Annotated in this window: 21 protein-coding genes; 10 read left to right on the forward strand and 11 right to left on the reverse strand. The window is 56.9% G+C overall.

Going from position 1 to position 20,684, the window contains the following annotated elements; all coding sequences use genetic code 11:
* Positions 1–17 precede the first annotated feature (17 nt).
* On the reverse strand, positions 18–470 hold the full coding sequence (locus WCX18_RS07930; RefSeq protein WP_345984596.1) for a thiosulfate oxidation carrier protein SoxY: 453 nt from the start codon (positions 468–470) through the stop codon (positions 18–20).
* A gap of 138 nt (positions 471–608) precedes the next feature.
* Entirely contained in the window at positions 609–1,196 is a 588-nt protein-coding gene (locus tag WCX18_RS07935; protein WP_345987087.1) for a DUF302 domain-containing protein, read from the reverse strand.
* Positions 1,197–1,339: 143 nt separating this feature from the next.
* On the opposite strand from WCX18_RS07935, the gene WCX18_RS07940 reads away from it, so the two are divergent.
* The 8 genes from WCX18_RS07940 to WCX18_RS07975 all read left to right on the forward strand — a co-directional run bounded on the left by WCX18_RS07940 (position 1,340) and on the right by WCX18_RS07975 (position 11,814).
* Positions 1,340–2,251, forward strand: a complete 912-nt coding sequence (locus WCX18_RS07940; RefSeq protein WP_345987088.1) for an AraC family transcriptional regulator — start codon at positions 1,340–1,342, stop codon at positions 2,249–2,251.
* Between the two features lie 95 nt (positions 2,252–2,346).
* Positions 2,347–3,165, forward strand: a complete 819-nt coding sequence (locus WCX18_RS07945) for a thioredoxin family protein (RefSeq protein ID WP_345987089.1) — start codon at positions 2,347–2,349, stop codon at positions 3,163–3,165.
* Between the two features lie 71 nt (positions 3,166–3,236).
* The gene (locus tag WCX18_RS07950; RefSeq protein WP_345987090.1) at positions 3,237–3,878 is read left to right on the forward strand and encodes a hypothetical protein; all 642 of its coding nucleotides are present in this window, start codon (positions 3,237–3,239) and stop codon (positions 3,876–3,878) included.
* A 112-nt stretch (positions 3,879–3,990) separates the two neighbouring features.
* Complete coding sequence (locus WCX18_RS07955; RefSeq protein WP_345987091.1) at positions 3,991–5,562, forward strand: SulP family inorganic anion transporter; 1,572 nt, start codon at positions 3,991–3,993, stop codon at positions 5,560–5,562.
* A 138-nt stretch (positions 5,563–5,700) separates the two neighbouring features.
* On the forward strand, positions 5,701–6,156 hold the full coding sequence (locus WCX18_RS07960; protein WP_345987092.1) for a MarR family transcriptional regulator: 456 nt from the start codon (positions 5,701–5,703) through the stop codon (positions 6,154–6,156).
* Entirely contained in the window at positions 6,153–7,277 is a 1,125-nt protein-coding gene (locus WCX18_RS07965; RefSeq protein ID WP_345987093.1) for an efflux RND transporter periplasmic adaptor subunit, read from the forward strand. Before WCX18_RS07960 ends, WCX18_RS07965 begins: the two co-directional genes overlap by 4 nt.
* A 12-nt stretch (positions 7,278–7,289) precedes the next feature.
* Entirely contained in the window at positions 7,290–10,424 is a 3,135-nt protein-coding gene (locus WCX18_RS07970) for a multidrug efflux RND transporter permease subunit (RefSeq protein WP_345987094.1), read from the forward strand.
* Positions 10,411–11,814 carry an efflux transporter outer membrane subunit gene (locus WCX18_RS07975; RefSeq protein ID WP_345987095.1) on the forward strand — a complete coding sequence of 468 codons (1,404 nt, stop codon included), beginning with the start codon at positions 10,411–10,413 and terminating at the stop codon, positions 11,812–11,814. The genes WCX18_RS07970 and WCX18_RS07975 overlap by 14 nt, the downstream gene beginning before the upstream one ends.
* Positions 11,815–11,841: 27 nt before the next feature.
* On the opposite strand, the gene WCX18_RS07980 is transcribed toward WCX18_RS07975, so the two are convergent.
* Together WCX18_RS07980 and WCX18_RS07985 are read right to left on the reverse strand one after the other, a co-directional pair.
* The gene (locus tag WCX18_RS07980) at positions 11,842–12,039 is read right to left on the reverse strand and encodes a hypothetical protein (protein WP_231018395.1); all 198 of its coding nucleotides are present in this window, start codon (positions 12,037–12,039) and stop codon (positions 11,842–11,844) included.
* Positions 12,039–12,251 (reverse strand): hypothetical protein, encoded by a 213-nt coding sequence (locus tag WCX18_RS07985; protein WP_345987096.1) that lies wholly within the window; start codon positions 12,249–12,251, stop codon positions 12,039–12,041. The genes WCX18_RS07980 and WCX18_RS07985 overlap by 1 nt, the downstream gene beginning before the upstream one ends.
* 188 nt (positions 12,252–12,439) lie before the next feature.
* Between WCX18_RS07985 and WCX18_RS07990 the strand changes: the two genes are divergently transcribed.
* Entirely contained in the window at positions 12,440–13,585 is a 1,146-nt protein-coding gene (locus WCX18_RS07990) for a hypothetical protein (RefSeq protein ID WP_345987097.1), read from the forward strand.
* A 9-nt stretch (positions 13,586–13,594) separates the two neighbouring features.
* Positions 13,595–14,761, forward strand: coding sequence for a hypothetical protein (locus tag WCX18_RS07995; RefSeq protein ID WP_345987098.1), 1,167 nt, complete (start codon positions 13,595–13,597; stop codon positions 14,759–14,761).
* Between the two features lie 24 nt (positions 14,762–14,785).
* On the opposite strand, the gene WCX18_RS08000 is transcribed toward WCX18_RS07995, so the two are convergent.
* The 7 genes from WCX18_RS08000 to nifH form a co-directional block, all read right to left on the reverse strand.
* A complete protein-coding gene (locus WCX18_RS08000) occupies positions 14,786–15,349 on the reverse strand; it encodes a DUF2628 domain-containing protein (RefSeq protein ID WP_345987099.1) in 564 nt (187 codons plus the stop codon).
* Positions 15,350–15,467: 118 nt separating this feature from the next.
* Positions 15,468–15,707 (reverse strand): hypothetical protein, encoded by a 240-nt coding sequence (locus WCX18_RS08005; protein WP_345984610.1) that lies wholly within the window; start codon positions 15,705–15,707, stop codon positions 15,468–15,470.
* Positions 15,708–15,715: 8 nt separating this feature from the next.
* Complete coding sequence (locus WCX18_RS08010) at positions 15,716–15,868, reverse strand: hypothetical protein (RefSeq protein WP_345984611.1); 153 nt, start codon at positions 15,866–15,868, stop codon at positions 15,716–15,718.
* Between the two features lie 244 nt (positions 15,869–16,112).
* Positions 16,113–17,660: a nitrogenase molybdenum-iron protein subunit beta gene (gene nifK, locus WCX18_RS08015; RefSeq protein ID WP_345987100.1), complete on the reverse strand. Its 1,548-nt coding sequence runs from the start codon at positions 17,658–17,660 to the stop codon at positions 16,113–16,115.
* Positions 17,660–19,132, reverse strand: a complete 1,473-nt coding sequence (nifD, locus tag WCX18_RS08020; RefSeq protein ID WP_345987101.1) for a nitrogenase molybdenum-iron protein alpha chain — start codon at positions 19,130–19,132, stop codon at positions 17,660–17,662. Before nifD ends, nifK begins: the two co-directional genes overlap by 1 nt.
* A gap of 48 nt (positions 19,133–19,180) precedes the next feature.
* Positions 19,181–19,534 (reverse strand): hypothetical protein, encoded by a 354-nt coding sequence (locus WCX18_RS08025; protein WP_345987102.1) that lies wholly within the window; start codon positions 19,532–19,534, stop codon positions 19,181–19,183.
* Between the two features lie 101 nt (positions 19,535–19,635).
* The gene (gene nifH / locus WCX18_RS08030) at positions 19,636–20,541 is read right to left on the reverse strand and encodes a nitrogenase iron protein (RefSeq protein WP_345987103.1); all 906 of its coding nucleotides are present in this window, start codon (positions 20,539–20,541) and stop codon (positions 19,636–19,638) included.
* Positions 20,542–20,684 lie beyond the last annotated feature (143 nt).

Raw genomic sequence — 20,684 nt, forward strand, 5'->3', positions numbered from 1 at the left:
TCTATAGGCGAAGGCGATCAGCCCTCACAACCACCGAGTGCAACGTCGAGTGTTTTGGAGCCGCTGTAGAGCTTGCCGTCTGTACCCTGTACGACTGCTGTGATCGTACCGGAAGCCTTCATCTTGATCTTGATGGAGAAGTCGATGATGCTGTACTCGTTGAGGTCGTAAACGATAACCGCTGCTTCCGGGTTGACGTTCTGGACGATGATCATGGATTTCGCAGCGATGTCGGATTTGACATCGACCGGTACCGCGCCGCCGTTGCTTGCAACGTCCGGAGCGACGACAGTGACGCCCTGAGCGACAGTCGCCGTCGTGCCGTACATCGCTTTGAGGGCATCGTCAACAGTTTTTGCCGTCCATACTGTCGGCTTGGATTTACGGAAATCTTCCGCCAGGACGCTTGCCGGTACGGCAGCCAGAGCACAGGCGCCAGCCGCCATGGAGAGGAATGTTCTTCTTTGCATTGGGTTATCCTTTGGTTTGAGATCTAACTGCTCTTCGGAGCACTTTGTCAATCACAGTGTCGAGTTTATCGTACAAATGTGAACTGATTGTGAACGCCGCAGTAACGCAAAGAGACTGCGGCATCGGGAAAGGTGTGACTAGAAATCGCCGATCGCTGCACGCGCCGGGATCTCATCCATCGCTTTTTTGACGCTGAGTGCCATTTTGAGCATTTCAGTCGGGAGCTCGTATCCGCCGTGGATCGCAAGCGTCATGTCCATTGAAACAAGGTAGCGGACGCCGCTGCCGTATTCGACCAGCATGATGCGGCACGGCATGAAACCGCCGTAGTAGCGGGAGTAGTTCAGGAAGACTTTCGCGATCGGAAGGCTGCACAGCGAGAAGATGCGCGCATGCTTGACCTCTTCCGGCGCCGCGTCGTCTTTGGTGTACATCTTGATATCGCCCGTGACACGCATGTTGTACTCTTCCGCAAGCGATTTGATCGTCTCGGCGACATCTTCGTTCGCGATATCGTCTTTGACCTGCCACTCCTGCATCATCGCTCTGGCAGGATCGCCGTACTCGACAACCTTTGTAAACATGTTGTCATAGGCCTCCATCGCCTTGTCGTCCAGTTTGTGCTGACCCGTTACGGCCGTCCATCCCATATGCATCGTTGAACATCCGCTCATTGTCAGTGCGAGGGCGACTGCAAATACACCCGTCAAAAGGCCTTTTATCATCTACGTTCTCCTAAAGTTTTGTTGATAGACTACGGTTTTCATAGCCCTGGAATTTCACCTTATGTATAATAGTCTATTAAGAAACGGATTTGAATGGGCATTTCTATGAAAAAATTGTCTATTTGTATCAAATGGAGATTTCAGTGGAAAAAGAAACCCTTATACAAGAACTTTTTAAAACCTATGATTTCGAGAACACCCAGGGGTTCAAAGACACCTACCTCGATGAAGTCAAACTGCTGCAGATCAATCACCATGAGCAGGGAAAGTCCCTGCTTTACAACCGTGGGATCGTCCTGATCGCAAGCGGCCGGCAGCGCGGCTATATCGATGACAAACAGGTGACGGTCGGCAGCAGCAACTACGTCATCGTCGCGACCATACAGCCCGTAGAGTGCGAAACGTTCGTCTGCGAAACGGGCATCAAGGGGGTCTATATCAATCTGAACATGCAGCGGCTGCAGCGCATCAGCGCGCTGCTGGACAAGAAGGCGCCGCCCCACGCCTTCAAAACCCCCACCAACATCGTCACCGGCAATATGAACGAGGATCTCGACGAAGCGTTCAACCGTTTGATGAAGATCCTGCTCAACCCTGAGGATTCCAAGGTCCTGGGGGACCAGGTCCTCGACGAGATCTACTACCGGATCATCAAAAGCACGGCGGGGGAACACCTGATCCAGCTCTGCTGCCAGCTGACGCACTTCGCACGCATCTCCCACATCGTCGACGAAATCCAGAACCAGCTTGACGAAGAGATCAACATCGATGAACTGGCCAAAAAGGCGAAAATGAGCAAGGCCAATTTCCACAAGAAGTTCAAGGAGATCTTCAACGATTCGCCGCTGCAGTACATCAAAAAAATACGCCTCAACAAGGCCAGACAATATATCCTGTTCGACAAGATGAAAATCGTGGACGCCGCCACGAAGGTCGGTTATGAGAGTCCGGCCCAGTTCAGCCGCGAATTCAAGCACCATTTCGGGATCCCGCCGTCCGATCTGAAAAAAGGCGATACCCGGGAGATCAGCCAGGAGTGCCGCAAACTCGCATAAGCCGCATCGGCGCGCCCTTCCCGCCCGCTTCTTACCTGCATCAGAGCAAAAAGCGCCTAGAATGGCGTTCAGTTTAACCCATGGAGACAACAACAATGTACCGAATCCTTTTACTCCTCTTCTTCGCCGCGGCCAGCCTCTGCGCCGAATCGATCTTTACCCTGCGCGGCGTCGACAGGGTCTACCCCGTCGTCGACATCTCGGGCGAGAAGGTCCCCAAGAGCAGCAAACCCGCCATCCGCGAGGCCCTTGATGCCACCATCGGTGAACTGGGCATCGATACCGCCGGTTACAGCGACCGTTCCCTCGCCATCCTTGTCGCGGAAGAGTATGTCGGGGAAACCGTGCTGATCAACGTCCGCCTCGTCATCGGCGAGCAGGTGAAGCGCATGGGCTCCGACGATAAAGTCTTTGCACTGACCTACCAGAACGCGCTCGCCTTTGCCTATGACAAGGAGAGCGTCGAAGAGAAGCTCGAAGACAGCGTCGACGAGCTGCTGTCCAAATTCGCCGACCAGTACGCCCAGGAGCGCGGCACCCTCAAACGTGTCAAGGAAAAAGGATCGCTCGCGGCGTCGCTGGGGTATGAAACAGACTACGAAACGGCCGTCGCGCGGGCTAAAAAAGAGCACAAAAACGTCATGCTGGTCCTCGTCGCGAACTACTGCCCCTGGTGCCGGAAGTTCGAAGAGCTCGTGTTGCGCAAGGAGGATGTCAACGCCCTCGTGCACAGCAAATACGTCCCGGTGATCCTCAACAAGGAGAAAGACGCCTTCCCGCCGGCATTCAACATCTCCTTCACCCCCGTCGTCCACTTTGTCGACCCCGCGACGCAGCAGGCCTACCACACGGTCGCCGGTTACAACAGCCGCGACGAGTTCGTTCACTGGCTCGAGGCGGACAAACGTCCCTGAACGGGGATGTTGACCCGTTTGTCCCCATACAGTACAATGGCCCAAACCGATTGCTTTGACGAAGGAAGAATATGAAAATACGCCCACTGCTATTGGCGGCATCGGCCGCGGCCGCGCTGGCATTCTCCGGCTGCGGCGAGGACAGCTCGACCGAACTGCGTGTCCACCTGCTCACGATGATCAATGCCCTCGACGGCAATATCTCCGCCCACCACTTCTACGGCGACATCACGCCACTGGCACCCAGAACATCCCTCGACGACGACTTCGAAGACGTCTCCGAAGCCCCCAGCATCTGGTACACGCTGCCCGCTGCCCCTGACACGAAAGTGGGCAAAGTGACCATTTCCCAGGGCCACCTGATCAACGCCTACATCGCCACCGACTGTACGGATGACAATCAAGTGAATCGTGACCATCTCTACCATGCCCCAAACCCCGGTTCGCTCAATGTCGTTAATACGACCGATACACACTTTACAATCGACTTCGGCGGCGATACGGGTCAGCAGTACTTCGGCGCCTGTGCCGTCAGGGAGTTTGACGGTGCAGCGCTTTCCAATCAAAGCAGTATCGATGTTACCGTCGACAGTCAAACCTACACGATCGACCTGCCACAGAACGGGGGCGTTTACGACGTCGTCATCTACCCGACAGTCACTCCCCCCTACGTTGGCGTCAAAGAGTTCGCCGTCAAGGCGTTCAAAGGCTGATCGTCGCGATCGGGGGGTTGCTGTACTCCACGAGCCCGACAAAATTGTCATCTACTTTTTTCCCGATCTGCTATACAATTTCACGTAATCTATCGGCGGCCCCGGGGCCGTCATGCAAAGGCCCTCAGTGTCACTCTTTTCCAATCTTCGCGGCAATCTTTTCGGCGGGCTGACGGCCGCCGTCATCGCGCTGCCGCTTGCGCTCGCCTTCGGCGTCGCCAGCGGTCTCGGCGCGGCGGCGGGGCTCTACGGCGCCATCATCCTCGGTTTCTTCGCCGCCCTGTTCGGCGGTACCCCTACGCAGATCTCCGGCCCGACCGGCCCCATGACCGTCGTCGTGGCCGCGGCCGTCGCAACGCTCGGCGGCGATATCGGCCTGGTCGCCACCGTCGTCCTTCTGGCGGGGATCTTCCAGATCGTTTTCGGGTTCACCCGCATCGGCCGCTTCGTCCGCTTTATCCCCTATCCGGTCATCTCGGGCTTCATGAGCGGGATCGGCGTCATCATCATCCTGCTGCAGCTCAACCCCCTGCTGGGACTCCCCTCGGACGCTGCCGTCCTGCACCTGCTGGTCACCCTGCCTTCGCTGCTGCCGCAGACCAACTTCTGGGCGCTCCTGCTGGCACTCGCCGCCCTGGCCATCGTCTTTTTCACGCCGGCGCGGCTGGCCAAGGTCGTCCCCTCCCCGCTGATCGCCCTCGTCGTGCTCACCCCGCTCTCCGCGCTCCTACAGCTTCCCGTCGAGACGATCGGCACGATTCCCGCCGAGCTCCCGGCACTTGTCCTGCCGGACTTCAAACTGGAACACTACACGGTCATCATTTCGCTGGCCTTCACGCTGGCCGTCCTGGGGACCATCGATACCCTGCTGACCTCCATCGTCGCCGACTCCATCACCCGGACCAAGCACAACCCCGACCGTGAACTCTTCGGCCAGGGGCTGGGCAATACGCTGTGCGCCCTCGTCGGTGCCGTCCCGGGTGCCGGGGCGACGATGCGGACCGTCATCAACGTCAAAAGCGGCGGAACCGACCGCCTATCGGGTATGACCCATGCCGTGGTGCTGCTGCTCATCGTCCTCTTCCTTGCACCGCTCGCCTCCAAGATCCCGCTGGCGGTACTGGCCGGTATCCTCATCAAGGTCGGTGTCGACATCCTGGACTACCGTTTCCTGAAGGTCTGGAAGGAGAGCCCCCGCAGCGACCTTATGACGATGCTCACCGTCTTCTTCGTCACCGTCTTCGTCGACCTCATCACCGCCGTGGGCCTCGGCATCGTCCTGGCGTCGCTGCTCATCGTCTACCGCATCACCAAGGAGACGCAGATCGTGCTCGAGACTGCCGGTGCCGGTACGCAGCAGCCTGACCTGGAAGCAAAAAATGCGCGCATCATCCGGATCAACGGCGCTTTCTTCTTCGGCTCCAGCACCTTTTTCGAGCGCCAGGCGAACAACCTGCTCGATACGAAAACGGTCATCATCGACATTATGAACGTACCGTTTATGGACATCACGGCGATCTTCACCCTCAAAGACCTCATCGAAAAGCTGAAAACGGACGGGGTCAGGGTCATTATCGCCGCCCCCGACGCGTTTGCCAAGAAGCTGATGCGCTTCAACCACGAAAAACGGTTCGAGAACGTCGACTTCGCCCCCTCCCTCCAAAGTGCAGTCGCACTGATTTGACCCCCCGGGCTCCCCGGGCCCACCGCTTCTTTCCCTCCGGAAACCGTCCCGATCTTTTTAAATCCGATCTGCCCTTGTAACCTAAGCAAATAAAAAGATTGTCTATGCAATAGTTGCATAGGTAATTAAAGGAGCCCCATGGAATATCTTCTGGATGATTCAATCGGTTTTCGTCTCAACCGCACGGCCAACATCATTCACGCCGGATTTTCGAAATGCATCGAACCCTTCGGGATCGCACCCGAACAGTTCGCGACACTGAAGATCATCAGCGAGGACGGCGAGATCACCCAGTCCGAGATCGCCGAGATGCTTGCGAAGGGAAAACCGACCGTCAGCCGGGCCCTTGACGCCCTTGAAAAAAAGGGGTTGATCGTCCGTGAACGCAAAAGCGAAGACCGGCGCATCAAACCGATCCGTCTCACCGACAGGGGGCAGGAGATCCTTGACCTGGTCATCCCCAAAGCCCTGACGTTCAACAATGCCATCAAAGCCCGGCTCACCCCGGATGAGATCAAAACTTTTTACCGTGTCCTCGACACCATCGTCGACACTTCCGAAACCCATACCAAGCAACTAGGAGCATCACTATGAAACGACACCCCTACGCCCCGCTCGTTTTCGCGGCATCACTGCTGTTCGGAAGCAGCCTTTTGGCCGAAACGGCAGCCCCCGCCGCCCCGGCACCGCACGCCGATGCCTACGTCGTCAAGGCATTGAAAACAAGCGACGTCGTCCTGAGCTACCCTGCCCGGCTCAAGAGCATCCGCAGTGCCACCGTCGTCTCCCGCGTGACGGGCGTACTGCTTGAGAAGCGCTTCAAAGAGGGCGACTACGTCAAGAAAGGCACCCGCCTCTACCAGATCGAACCCGACCTCTACCAGGCGGCGGTCAACGAGCAGAAAGCCTCCGTCATCCTCCAAGAAGCGCTCTATACGAAAGCCGAACGCGACTGGGCACGGGCACAGTCCCTCTACAAGGACAACGCCATCAGCGTCCAGGAGCACGATGCAGCGCTCTCGGCCTTTGAAACGGCACGCGCGCAGGTGAACGCGGCGAAGGCGCAGCTGCAGACCAGAGAGCTGGAACTGGGCTATACCGACGTCACCGCCCCCATCAGCGGGATCGCCGGCATCAAGCAGACCGACGTCGGTAACGTCGTCAACGCCGGCACGCCGCTCGTGACCATCACCCAGACCGACCCGATTTACGCCCTCTTTTCCATCCCTTCGGGTGACCTGCAGAAAGCACGTGTTTCCAACAAAGAGGGGCGCTGGAGCTGGGCCAAAACGGGCAAGCTCAAAGCGACGCTCGACGTCGACGGCATCAAGGTGAGCGGCGAGATCGACTATATCGCACCGGATGCGGATACGAAGACGGGCAGCGTCAGCGCCCGGGCGCGTTTCAAGAACAGCGACAACCTCCTGCTGCCGGGTGCCTTCGGGCGCATCACGATCGAAGGTATCCGTCGCGAAAACGTCATCATGATCCCGCAGAAGGCCGTTTTGCAGAACCCGATGGGCACCATCGTCTTCGTCGAGCAGGAGGGGCAGGCCGCCGTCCGCCCCGTCGTCCTCGGCGACCCCGTCGGCAACAGTTTCGTCGTACGCAAAGGGCTTGCCGAAGGGGATAAGGTCATCGTGAACAACTTCTTCCGTGTCAAACCCGGCGCCCCTGTCATCATCGACAAAACCGTCGATGCGGAAGGCAAATAAAGGTAACCGTTAATGTTTTCAAAATTTTTCATCGACCGGCCCATTTTTGCCTCGGTCCTCTCCATCATTGTCATTCTGGCGGGGGTCGTAGCGATCAAGGGGCTGCCGGTCCAGGAGTACCCCAGCATCGTGCCGCCGCAGATCAACGTCCAGGCGGTCTACCCGGGCGCAGATGCCGAAACCCTCGCCAATACCGTCGCGGCCCCGCTCGAAGACGCCATCAACGGTGCGAAGGATATGATCTACATGACCTCGACCGCTTCGCCGAGCGGGATCCTGACCATGAGCATCACCTTCGCCACCGGCACGGACCCCTCCGCCGCCAACGTCGACGTCAACAACCGCGTCCAGGTGGCCCTGAACAAGCTGCCCGAAGAGGTGCGCCGGCAGGGCGTCAGTGTGCGCGAACGCTCCCCGGACATGCTGCGCGTCATCGCCTTTACCTCGGAAGAGCGTGTCCATGACGCCCTCTGGCTGAACAACTACGCCCTCATCAACGTCATCGACGACATCAAGCGTATCCCCGGCGTCGGAGACGCTTTTTTGTTCGGGTCGAAAGAGTACGCCCTGCGCGTCTGGCTCAAACCCGACAGCCTCGCGGCCTACGACCTGACAGTGAGCGACGTGCTCAGCGTCATCCGCAGCCAGAACGTCCAGCTCGCCGCGGGACAGATCGGCGGCGAGCCCGCCGCAGAAAAGATGGCCTACACCTACACGGTCACGACCCCCGGCCGCCTCAAGAGTGCCGATGAGTTCGGCAACATTCTCGTCCGCACCAATCCTGACGGCTCTTCGCTGCGCCTCAAAGACGTCGCCCGGGTCGAACTGGGCGCCGAACGCTATATGCTCAAGGGCACCCGCAACAAGGAGCCGATGGCCGTAGCCGGGGTCTTCCTGGCTCCCGGCGCCAACGCGCTCGAGGTCGATGCTGCCCTGACGAAGGTGCTCGAAGAGGTTTCGCAGAAGTTCCCAGAGGATGTCCGCTACCACACCCTCTACGACACGACAACCTTCGTCAAGACCTCCATTGAAGAGGTGCTGATGACCCTGGCCGAGGCAATCGTGATGGTCGTCCTGATCATCTACTTCTTCCTCGGCAACGTCCGGGCGACGATCATCCCGGTCCTGGCGATCCCGGTCTCCATCGTAGGAACCTTCGCCGGGCTCTACATTGCGGGCTTTTCGATCAACCTGCTCACCCTCTTCGCGCTCATTCTCGCCATCGGGCTCGTTGTCGACGACGCCATCATCGTCATCGAGAACGTCGAGCGTCTCCTGCACGAGCGCAAGGAGCTCACGGTCCGCGAAGCGACGATCGAGGCGATGCGCGAGATCACGGGACCGGTCGTCGCGATCGTTTTCGTCCTCTCGGCCGTCTTTATCCCCGCCTCGCTCATGGGCGGTTTCAGCGGGGTGATGTACCAGCAGTTCGCGATGACCATCGTCATCTCCGTCGTCATCTCGGGGATCGTCGCGCTCAGCCTGACGCCGGCGCTCTGCAAGGTCTTCCTGCGCCGCGAGGAGCCGCGTCCGATCCTGCCGATCCGTATCTTCAACGCCTTCTTTGAACGTCTCACCTCCGGCTTCAACCGCGGGGTACGCCTGACGCTCAAACTGGCGGTCATGAACCTGCTGATCTTCGGCGTCCTTATCGGGGCCGGAGCCTGGATGTCGCAGAAACTGCCGACCGGCCTTGTCCCCGGCGAGGACAAAGGGGTCCTGATGGTCCTCACCTACCTCATGCCGGGTGCGTCGCTCGAACGCACCGTCGAAGTCCAAAGCCAGGTCGCCGACACCCTTCTGGCCGACCCGCTGATCGAGTCCTTGGGGGCCATGAGCGGGATCGACCTCGCGACCTTCGCCTTCAAGTCCGACGCGGGGGTCGCCTTTGCACACCTCACCGACTGGTCCGAGCGGACCGAGCCGAGCCAGAGCGCCGATGCGATGGCCGGCAAGTTCATGATGCAGATGATGCAGAACAAAGAGGCGATGATCATCCCGGTCAACCCGCCGCCGATCCGCGGCATGAGCGCCACGGGCGGCTTCGAGCTCTATGTCCAGGACCGCACCGGCGGCGACCTGCTCGCCTTTGACGGACTGATGAAACAGCTGGTCGAGAAAGCCAACGCGCGGCCGGAGCTCACGCGGGTCCGTACGACCTTCAACGCCGGGGTGCCGCAGTACCGCATCACCGTCGACGAGGACAAGGCCAAGGCGCTGGGGGTCCAGATCTCCGATATCTACACGACGCTGGGCTCGACCTTCGGGACCGGGTACGCCAACGACTTCAACCTCTACGGACGTACCTACCACGTCAACGTCCAGCTCGAGCCCTCCTACCGGGAGAGCGTCGAGGATTACCGCGACGTGTTCGTCCGCTCCTCCAGCGGTGCGCTGATCCCGATCAGCTCCCTCGTCGATGCCAAGCGCATCGTAGGGCCGAGCGTCGTGCAGCGTTTCAACATGTTCACGGCGGCGCAGCTCTCCGGACAGCCCTCACCGGGCTACAGTTCGGGCGACGCGATGCGCGCCATCCAGGAAGTGGCGGCGGAGGTCCTGCCTGAGGGCTATACCATCGCCTGGGCCGGGACCTCCTACCAGGAGCAGCAGGTGGCGGGCAAAGGCAACAACGCCTTCATCTTCGCCATCGTCTTCATCTTCCTGATCCTCGCAGCCCTCTACGAGAGCTGGATGATCCCGTTCACGATCCTGATGACCGTCCCGTTCGCCCTGCTCGGCGCGACGCTGGCCGTCTACTTCCGCGGGCTCGAGAACGACATCTATTTCCAGGTCGGGCTCGTCACCCTGGTCGGCCTTACCGCGAAGAACGCGATCCTGATCGTCGAGTTCGCGCAGCAGAAACTGCGCGAGGGGCTCGACCTCTACCAGGCGACGCTGGAGGGGGCACGGATCCGTTTCCGCCCCATCGTCATGACGTCGCTCGCCTTTATCGGCGGGACGCTGCCGCTGGCGCTGAGCACCGGTGCCGGCGCGAACAGCCGCCATATCATCGGGACGACCGTCGTCGGCGGGATGGTGATGCTGACCGTGGTCGCGATCTTCTTCATCCCGCTCTTTTACTACCTGATCATGCGCCTGCGGGCCAAATTCTACACCGACAAAGGAGGCGAAGATGAACGCGCATAAGCTCCTCTCCCTCGCGGCGGCCCTCTGGCTGCTCGGCGGCTGTTCCATGGCGCCGAAGCTCACCGTCACGCCGCCCGAACTGCCGGAACAAAGCACGGCTTCGGCCGACACCAATGCCAGCACGCTCGGTGCGACGTGGTGGAAAGCCTTCAACGACGAGACGCTCGATGCCCTGGTCGAAGAGGCGCTGCAAAACAACGACGACCTGAAAATCGCCGCGAGCCGTGTCGACCAGGCGGCGGCATCGCTCGGCTTCAGCCGTGCCGAACGCTACCCGACCCTCGACGGCGGGGCATCGGCATACCGGCAGAAGACCAGCGGGGAGACGCTCTCGCCCTTCTCCGGGTTTATCTACAACAGTTACGACCTCTCCGTCACGGCGGCCTACGAGCTGGACTTCTGGGGCAAATACAAAAACCTCGAAGCGGCGGCGCGCGGGCAGCTGATCGCGACCGAAGCCGACCGGGAAACCGTGCGGATCGGCCTCATTGCCGGCGTCGCGGAGCTCTACTTCAACCTCGTCTCCCTGCGGCGTCAGATCATCGTCACCGAAGAGACGGTTGAAGCTTTCAAAGAGAGTTACGAGTACCGTGCGCGCCAGTTCCAGCACGGTGCGATCGACGAGCTCACCTTGCAGCAGTCCCATGCGCTCTATGCGACGGCGAAGGTCTCCCTTGCTTCCCTGCGCGAGGAGCATGCCCTCGCCGAAAACGCGATGGGCATCCTGCTGGGTCGTTCGCCGAAAGCCCTGCTCGAAGCGGCCTATGACACGGTGAGCATGCTGCCCGAACCGCAGTCTGTTCCGGCCGACCTCACCTCGAGCCTGCTTGAGCGCCGCCCCGACGTCCTGGCCGCCGAATCGCGCCTGCGCACGGCCAACGCGACGATCGGCGTGGCGAAGGCCGCCTATTTCCCGACCATTTCACTGACCGGCACCGCCGGCTACAGCAGCAGCGAGCTGGACAACCTCCTCAACGCCTCCGCCCAGATGTGGGGCCTCGGCGCCGCGCTCTACGTTCCCCTGTTCGATTTCGGGCGGATCGGGAACAGCGTCAGGGAGGCGGAAGCGAAGAAGGATGAAGCCGTCACGCTCTATGCGCAGACGGTAAAGGTGGCGTTCAAAGAGGTGTATGATGCGCTGGCGAAGATCCGCGCGGCCGATGAGAAGCTCACCGCGCAGGAGGAGGCGAATACGGCGCTGGAAAAAGTCCTGAGCCTCTCACAGCGCCGCTTCGACAGCGGGTACGGAACCTACCTGGAAGTCATCGACGCCAAGCGGCTCCTGCTTGCGTCGCGGCTGAACCTCGTGCAGCTGAGTGCCGCCCGGATCACGAACCAGATCTCGCTCTACAAAGCCTTGGGGGGCGGATGGGAGCGTGCCCGCCCCTAACGGGTACCACACTCCCGGTCCGCCGTATCAGAAGTTCCCGTTGAGAAAATCCGAATCGTTGAGGACTCTCGCTTTCTCGAAGCCGTCCTCGGTCCCTTTGGGATTGGTGGAAAAACCTGCGAGCGAGCCGCAGTGGGGGCATTTGCCCTCATTGAGAAGTGCCAGCTGATCCAGGGTGATCTTCCCGTTGCACTCCTGGCAGTAGAAGAAAGTTTCCTCTTCCATCAGTAGCTGCCTTCCCCGACAGCAATGACGTAGTTGTCGTCGACGGGGATCACGTTGAATTCATGCTTGCCGCAGAAGGACTCGTTGAGCTGCTGCGCCCAGGCACGGGCGACCATCAGCGCGTTCTCCTTGTCATCAAAGGTTTTGATCTGCGGCATATTCTGGCGCTTGGCGCATCCGCACATTTTTTCTACTACAACATGGTATTCCATCTGTAATCCTTTTTTTGAGTTCCCGTTGTTCTGCATACCCCGTTCCAGAAGGCCTTTTTTGGGGAGAAATAGCCTCTTCCGGTAACGCTCTATTCTTGAAGATATGATTTAGTCCGGGAGCAATATAAATACACAATATAATGTTTGGTAATATTCCGCCCCTAAAAACCATCTTTAAAGGAATACTCTTGATTCGAAACAGTCTGCTTATGATCTTTTTCCTGCTATGGCAGGGCGCCCAGGCGTCGACGACAACGGACCTGCAGGGACTCGTCACGCAGGGCGAAACCCTCAACGGTGAACTAACCGCCTTTACTTTTTCGCAGGAGAACGCCTGCAGCGAACTCGGGACACTGAATACGTCCGTCAAAGACTATATCGTCTCGATCCAGGTGGCATCCAGCCATGTACCTTCCCCCTACTCTGTCAGTGTCGACGACCTCGATTCACTCGACAGTCTTTCCGCGATTGCCCTTCAGATGGCAAGGAACACCTTCCGCATCTCCACCGGTCTTCAAACGACCGGAAGCTGTTACGATCGTTCCAACTACGAAGTCCTGATGGCGGCGATGCTCCGCCTCTCCGATGATATCGGGACGATGGCCGACCGCATCCTGGAAATGGCGGACCGCATCCTCGTCATGGCCGACAATATCGGCATCATGGCGGACCGGATTCTCATTACCCAGCAGTTGCAGAACAGCAATATCCTCCTGACCCAGGAGTCCGTGCTGCAGACGCAGAACAATATGGTCGGCCTCAGTGATGCGCTTACGCCGGAGATCTATGACGCCACGCTCTCCGGGCTGATCGCGAAGAGCCAGGCCCTGGCGAATGCTATGGCCGGAACGACGCTGACGGAGACGACGATGGACGTCCAGCTGCAACAGCTTGAAGTCAACGCCTCCAGGCTAATGATGTCCACAAAGAACCTCTACGAATGGTCCGCCAAGAACAACCAGGTCGCGGTGATCGAACCCAGCGGAGAGACCCTGACGATGTTCGGCGATCTCTCCCAGATACACCAGAACATGGGCAGCAGCCTTCAGACGTTCGCCACGTCCATCGAAAACCTCTCCGATCAGACCGATTCGGACGTTCTGAAAGCGGCGATCGCCAGCATGCTGAAGCTCAGCTACGACATCGGTACCATGTCAAACCGTATCATGGAGATGTCGGACAAGATCATCGTGATGGCCGACAACATCGGTATCATGACCGACCGTATCCGCCAGACCCAGGAGCTGCAGCAGGGGAGCTTTGAGACGATGTTCCACTCCATGTTCAGCGCACAGAGCTCTATGATCACCCTTTTCCAGTCCATGAACCCCTAAGGAGGCACCGTGAAGACATTCAAAAACCCGTTTAAAACCCTCATGCTCCTCGGCGCCCTGCTTGCCGCGTCGCTCCCGCTCCATGCGACGCTGCTGACCGACCTGCAGACCGCCAATACGAACGCCGGCAGTTTCAAGAGCCAGCTTGAAGCGATCAGCCTCGGCAGCGACAGCGTCTGCGCACCGCTGCTGCAGGCAAACAATGCGGCACGTGACCTCGTCAACGAGATCAGCCGTATCGACGCAAGCCTTGCCGCCCCGCTGCAGGTGGATGCAGACGTGCTTACGGCGCTGGATCAGTACACCCTGACGGTCCTGGGCCTCGCCAATGAAGCGCTGCACCTCTCCACGGACCTCCAGATGCTCTCTTCATCCATGAACGCCGCCACCCTGAACGACGGAATCACGGCGATGCTCAGGCTCTCGGACGACATCGGGACGATGGCGGACCGCATCGGCGAGATGGCGGACAAGATTCTGATCATGTCGGACAACATCGGCCTGATGGCCGACCGTATTCTTGAGACCCAGCAGCTGCAGAACGACAACGTCGCGCTCACCCAGTCCACCCTCCTGCAGACACAGAAGAATATGCTCGCGCTCATCTCGGTGATGCAATCGGACAGCTTCAACAGCGAACTGGAAAGCCTGAAATCGAGCGGCGACTTCCTGGCACAGCGCATGGATGCCGTCAGCCTGACGCCGTGGACGATGTCCATGGAACTCGAAGCCGTCTCCTGGGATGTACATCAATACCGGGGCGAAGTCGAATCCGTCTACAGCAGCATCACGGCGAATACGGTGCATAACAGCCTGTACATCAGTGCCGACACGCTTACGGACCTCGGCAACCTTGCGCTGATGCTCCGTTCGCTTTCAACGGCAGTAGACGGCTACGTTACCGCGATCGGGGGTATGGCCTCCATGACCTCTGACCCCACGCTCTATGCCTCGCTCAAAAGCATGCTGCAGCTCTCCGCCGATATCGGCGTCATGGCCAACCGCATCCTCGAAGAGGCGGATATCATCCTCGCGATGGCGGACAATATCGGACTGCAGGCCGACCAGATCGTTTCCACACAACAGTCGATGAACATCAATATCGCCGCCGTCCAGGGCGCAATCCTCGCTGCACAGCAGATGGCAATCACCCTCTTCGCCCAACGGGGGCTTTGATACGGAAAGTCGTTTGAAGCGTCGTTACTGCTGCTGACTGAGGACGACGCCGAGCGCTACGAAACCGATTACGACGCCGATGAGCATCAGCACATTGATGATCGCGGCGACGACGACGACCCAGGTATGGTACCCGCCGAGCTGTTTCATTGCCGCTACACGCGCGTCCGAATCCTCTGAGGCGGCTTCCGCCTTCAGTTTCAGCTCTTTGTAGGTCTTGTAGACGAAATAGGGAGCGGTACCACCCGCCAGGACCATGAAGATCAGCGAACCGATGAGCCCGAGCGGCAGGAGCGAAAAGACGACCGCCGCACCGAAATAGCCCAGCGCCGCCAGATAGGATTTGCGGTAGAGCAGGAACCAGAAGGTCACGAAGAAGGCCCACCAGGACCAGCTCCAGGCGAAACTGTCGACACCGTTCTGGTTGAACTTGGCGAAGGTACGCTTGTACCATGCGAACTTCTCGGGTTTCTGTACGAACGCGTCGAGCATCGCGTCCTCGTATTGTGACGCTACTGCCGTAGTGTGTTCAGCCGTTTCGGACGGCTCTGCCGTTTCTGACGCCGGCGTATTCGGTTGGTTTTCCATACTGGTGGGCTCCTGGATAATCTCTGCTCGTGCAATGCATACGCAACGTTACAAGCGCCCTATCGTATCGAAAAAGCATTTAAAATCGTGACAATCCGGTACACGAAAGCTGACCGGACTAGTAAAGCTCGCACGCCTCGACGAATCCGCCCTCTTCGACGGAAATGACGAAGTTGTCGTCCACCTCCTTGACGTCAAAACCGTGTTTGCCGCAGAAACTGTTGTTGAGCGTATCGGCCCACTCGTAAGCATGCTCTTCGGCCTCATCACGGCTGTAGAAGGTACGGATCTGCTCCAGTCCCCTTTTTTGTGCGCAGCCGCACAGTTTTTCGACGACGACGTGGTATTGCGACGGCATGGGAAGCCTTAGGAGAGTTTGCTGTTGCTGGAGATCAGGTAGAACTGGTCTTTGAGTTTGTTGAGTTCGCGGATAACAAGATCGTGGTGTTCTTCGCTGAGCGCGTAGTGCTGCTCCATAAAATCGTAGAGTTTATCGATGTTGGTGTAGATCTCTTTCATCAGATTTTCCTTGATCTTCTCGGAAACGGCCATGGGTATAGTCCTTTTTTCCGCATCTAATGCAAAAACCGTGCTTGAAAGTGGTGGAAGGGAGTGTCCCCCGAAGGGGACAACATGAATTGAGGAGAGAGAAAGTCGGGGGTCCGAAGAAGACGCCCCGGTGCCGCCCCAGCGGTCCGAACCGGCCGTGGGGCCGCGGCGAAACTCAAAAAAAACAGGTATCCCTCTCCCCGGGGGAAGAGATTTAGCGGATAAGGTCGAAGAAGTAGTCCGTCGTAGCGATACCCTTCGTCTCTTCGTCGAGCTGATCAAGAACTTTGTTCGTGATCTGAGTGAGCATGTTGAGCGCACCTTCGTAACCGCTCAGAGAGTAGCGGTGCAGGTGGTGACGGTCAAAGATCGGGAAGCCCATGTAGATGAGCGGAGTACCCGTATCACGCATCAGTTCTTTACCGTAAGAGTTACCGATCATGAAATCGACAGGCTCAGTAAAGAGGAATGAACGCATGTGCCACAGGTCTTTGCCTGCCCAGACGTTCAGGGTGTCTTTTGCCGGTGACGTGTCGAGAAGCGCACGCATCTCTTCTTCCCAGCCGCGCGGTGCATTGTGGCACAGTACGTGTGTCGGTTCCGCACCCATTTCGAGCAGGAAGGAAACAACACCGATCAGGAAGTCAGGGTCGCCCCAGATCGCGAATTTCTTACCGTGCATGTACGGGTAGGAGTCCTGCATAGCATCGACCAGGCGCTGGCGCTCTACTTTCAGCTCTTTCGGGATCTCGTTACCAGTCAGTTCGGCAAGCTTCATGATGAACTCGTCAGTGCCTTTCAGACCGATCGGGTTACACGTTGTGCTGCCTTTCTGCTTCCAGCGCTTCTCGACCATTTTCATGGTTTTCGGCGTAGCGTATTTCTGCAGAGAGATCGTCGCTTTAGAGTTGATACAGTCTTTAGCGTCTTCAAGCTTCGTACCGCCGGCGAACATGTGGTATTCACCTGCAGGCATGTCCCACTGGTCAGAGTGGTCGCCGAGCATGATGTAGTCTGCACCCATCTTCTCAACGATCGTCTTAACCGCACGGAGTGAACCGATGTAGGTTTCGAAGCCCGGGATGATGTTGATGCGCTCTTTCGTCTCACCTTTTTGGTCTTCAGTCAGTTGCTGCATCGTACCGTGCATCATGTTGTCGTAACCGGTGATGTGGCTACCGACGAATGACGGAGTGTGTGCATACGGGATCGGGAAAGATTCCGGAAGGTCAACGCCGCCGTCTTCCTCTTTCGCAGCCGTGATGAATGCAAAGAGGTCGTCACCGATGACTTCTGCCATACATGTCGTGGAAACCATGATCATGTCCGGCTTGTAAACCGCTGCACAGTTTTTCAGACCGTCTTTCATGTTGGCAAGACCGCCGAATACCGCCGCGTCTTCTGTCATAGAGTCGGAAACACAAGGTGTCGGCTCTTTGAAGTGGCGCGTAAAGTAAGAACGGAAGTAAGCAACACAACCGTGTGAACCGTGAACGTACGGCATACAGTTCTCGAAACCGAGAGCGACCATGACAGCACCGAGGGGCTGACATGCTTTTGCCGGGTTGACAGTGATCGCCTGGCGCTGCAGGTTCTTTTCGCGGTAATCCCACGTCGTCGTCCACTCAGCGATTTCAGCGACTTTTTCTTTGTCGATGGCGCCCCAGGCACCCTCGAACTGTTTTTTGTTTGCCAGGACATCCCGGTACTCAGGATGCTGGAAGAGGTTTTTACCGTTGTCGATTTTATCTACGTTCTGCATTACGCTTCTCCTTCCGTTTCCCAAGGTGCTTTGCTATATCCCCATACCGGAGAGTTGATCGCGAGGTCCATGTCGGCTGCGAAGATCGCGAAACCGTCGAATCCGTGGTACGGACCGCTGTAGTCCCAAGAGTGCATCTGGCGATACGGCAGACCCATTTTCTGGAAGACGTATTTCTCTTTGATACCAGAAGCAACGAGGTCCGGCTCAAGTTTCTTGACGAACGCTTCGAGCTCGTATTCGTTGACGTCATCGTAGATGACAGTAGAACGCATGATCTCGTCTTTCGTACGTTTGTAGTCGTCGTCGTGTGCGAATTCGTAACCCGTACCGATAACTTCCATACCGAGGTCTTCGTAGGCACCGATAACGTGACGCGGGCGGAGACCACCGACGAACAGCATGACCTGCTTGCCTTCGAGGCGCGGCTTGTATTTGTCGACAACCGCATTGATCATCGGCTCGTACTTCGCGATAACCTCTTCACATTTCGCCTGGATCTTCTCGTCGAAGAATGCAGCGATCTTGCGCAGAGATTTGTATGTCTGAGTCGGTCCGAAGAAGTTGTATTCAACCCAGGGGATACCGAACTCTTTCTCCATGTGACGGGAGATGTAGTTCATAGAACGGTAGCAGTGCAGGAGGTTCAGTTTAACCTTCGGCGTCTGTGCCATTTCTTTGAGCGTAGCATCGCCTGACCACTGGGCAGTGACACGCAGACCCATCTCTTCGAGAAGGATACGGCTTGACCATGCGTCACCACCGATGTTGTAGTCACCGATGATCGCAACGTCATACTCAGTCGGCTCGATAGCCTCACCCAGAGTTTCAACGTTACCGTCAAAGACGTAGTCACGGACAGTGTCGTTCGCGATGTGGTGACCCAGAGACTGAGAAACACCGCGGAAACCTTCACAGTTAACCGGGACGATCGTGTTACCCGTTTTCTTCGCGTAAACTTTAGAAGTTGCGTTGATGTCGTCACCGATCAGACCGATCGGACACTCAGACTGGACAGTGATACCGTTGTTCAGCGGGAACAGCGCGTCGATCTCTTCGAAACAGACAGCCAGTTTCTTGTCACCGCCGAAGACGATGTCTTTTTCCTGGAAGTCGGAAGAGAAGTTCATCGTAACGAATGTATCGACACCGGTTGTACCTATGTAGTAGTTACGACGGCCGGCACGTGAATACTGACCACAGCCGATCGGACCGTGAGAGATATGAACCATATCTTTGACCGGACCCCAGACGACCCCTTTGGAACCGGCATAGGCACAGCCACGCTGGCTCATGACACCCGGAACAGTTTTCTTATTCGAACGGACGTTACCGCACGTTTTCTGGCTTTCATCCTCCGGTGAACCTACACCGAGGTGCTTAGCACGGTTTTTCGCAGCTTTTGCCGGGTACGCTTTGAGTACCTCTTCGATCGCTGCTTTTTGTTTTGCTTCCAATGATTCTGGACCCATAATATCCTCCTCTATGTCTTATTAAAGAATCTATAATTTTTAGTTTGCTTACGCTGCCGTAATGCGGAACTGAGCCATAGAGTCGAATTTCTTACAAAGGGCCATAGTCTCGTCATCGCCTGCATCGAGACGCTTGGAGAGCTCTGCAATTTGATAGCGGTTTGTATAGATCATGTAGTCAGACTCAGCCGTCTTGGCATAGTGCACAAGCGCTTTGAACATGAACGTGTCTTTGTTCGTATAAGAAAGCTCTTCTTTTTGGCCTTCGCGGCTTTCCATGAGCATTTTAATTTCGCTGACGCTGTCGAAATCGACGCCTGCATTTTCCAGTTTTTCAACAACTTTTTCGTCCGGGATTGAATTCCCCATATCTGCTGGGAAGTGGAAACCAAGAATAAACATAATAATTCTCCTTCTTTGTCTGTTTTTTTCTTTTCATTATGAGAATTTTTATTCCCCCGAAGGGGAAAACGCATCTTTCAACCAAGGGAAAGCAAAGGCAATTACGCTTCTGCAGCCTTACCGATGTTTTCTTCGTCAGCCTCGTCTTCAAGACCGTACTTCATGAGAAGGTCTTCGAGGTCGTCCATCTCGAGCGGAGTCGGGATGATTTTCATGTCGTTGCTGATGATCTTGCGAGCAAGTTCTTTGTACTCGAGAGCCTGGTCAGAAGACGGGCTGTACTCAACAACTGTCATACGGCGAAGTTCAGCGTGCTGAACGATGTTGTTACGCGGTACGAAGTGGATCATCTGAGTGCCGAGGTCTTTTGCCAGCGCGATCGCCAGGTCATACTCTTTGTCAGTCATACGAGCGTTACAAACGAGACCTGCAAGGCGAACCCCACCAGTGTTTGCATACTTCAGAATACCTTTGGAGATGTTGTTAGCAGCGTACATTGCCATCATCTCACCAGACATAACGATGTAGATTTCCTGAGCTTTACCTTCGCGGATCGGCATAGCGAAACCACCACAAACAACGTCACCGAGAACGTCGTAAGAAACGAAGTCAAGACCTTCTTCTTCGTAAGCGCCTTCTTCCTCAAGGAAGTTAATTGCAGTAATAACACCGCGACCTGCACATCCAACACCCGGCTCTGGTCCGCCAGACTCAGTACAGTTGATCCAGCCGCCCGGTGCATCAGGAGCAAAAATACCTGCACCCGGTTTCATTGCATCTTCGAGTTCGAGGTCCTCAACAGTACCCATTTCAGCAGCAAGCTGCAGAATTGTAGACTGTGCTTTCTCGTGCAGGATCAGACGAGTTGAGTCCGCTTTCGGGTCACAACCAACGATCAGGATGTTCTTATCAAAGTAGTGAGCCATAGAAGCCAGCGTGTTTTGGGAAGTAGTAGATTTACCAATCCCACCTTTACCATAGAATGCGATTTGACGAAGTTCAGCCATTTTTTTCTCCTTGTAGATGTACTTCGCCGTAGTTGATGCATGATGCGTTCCCGGTTTTTTGAGTGACAATTCCTGACATTTTTAAAAAAGTCGTACAACAATCGGAAAAATGTACAAATTTGTAAGAATAGGATTTGCAGCAG

The sequence above is a fragment of the Sulfurimonas sp. HSL1-2 genome (assembly GCF_039645565.1).
Classification (GTDB): Bacteria; Campylobacterota; Campylobacteria; order Campylobacterales; family Sulfurimonadaceae; genus Thiomicrolovo; species Thiomicrolovo zhangzhouensis.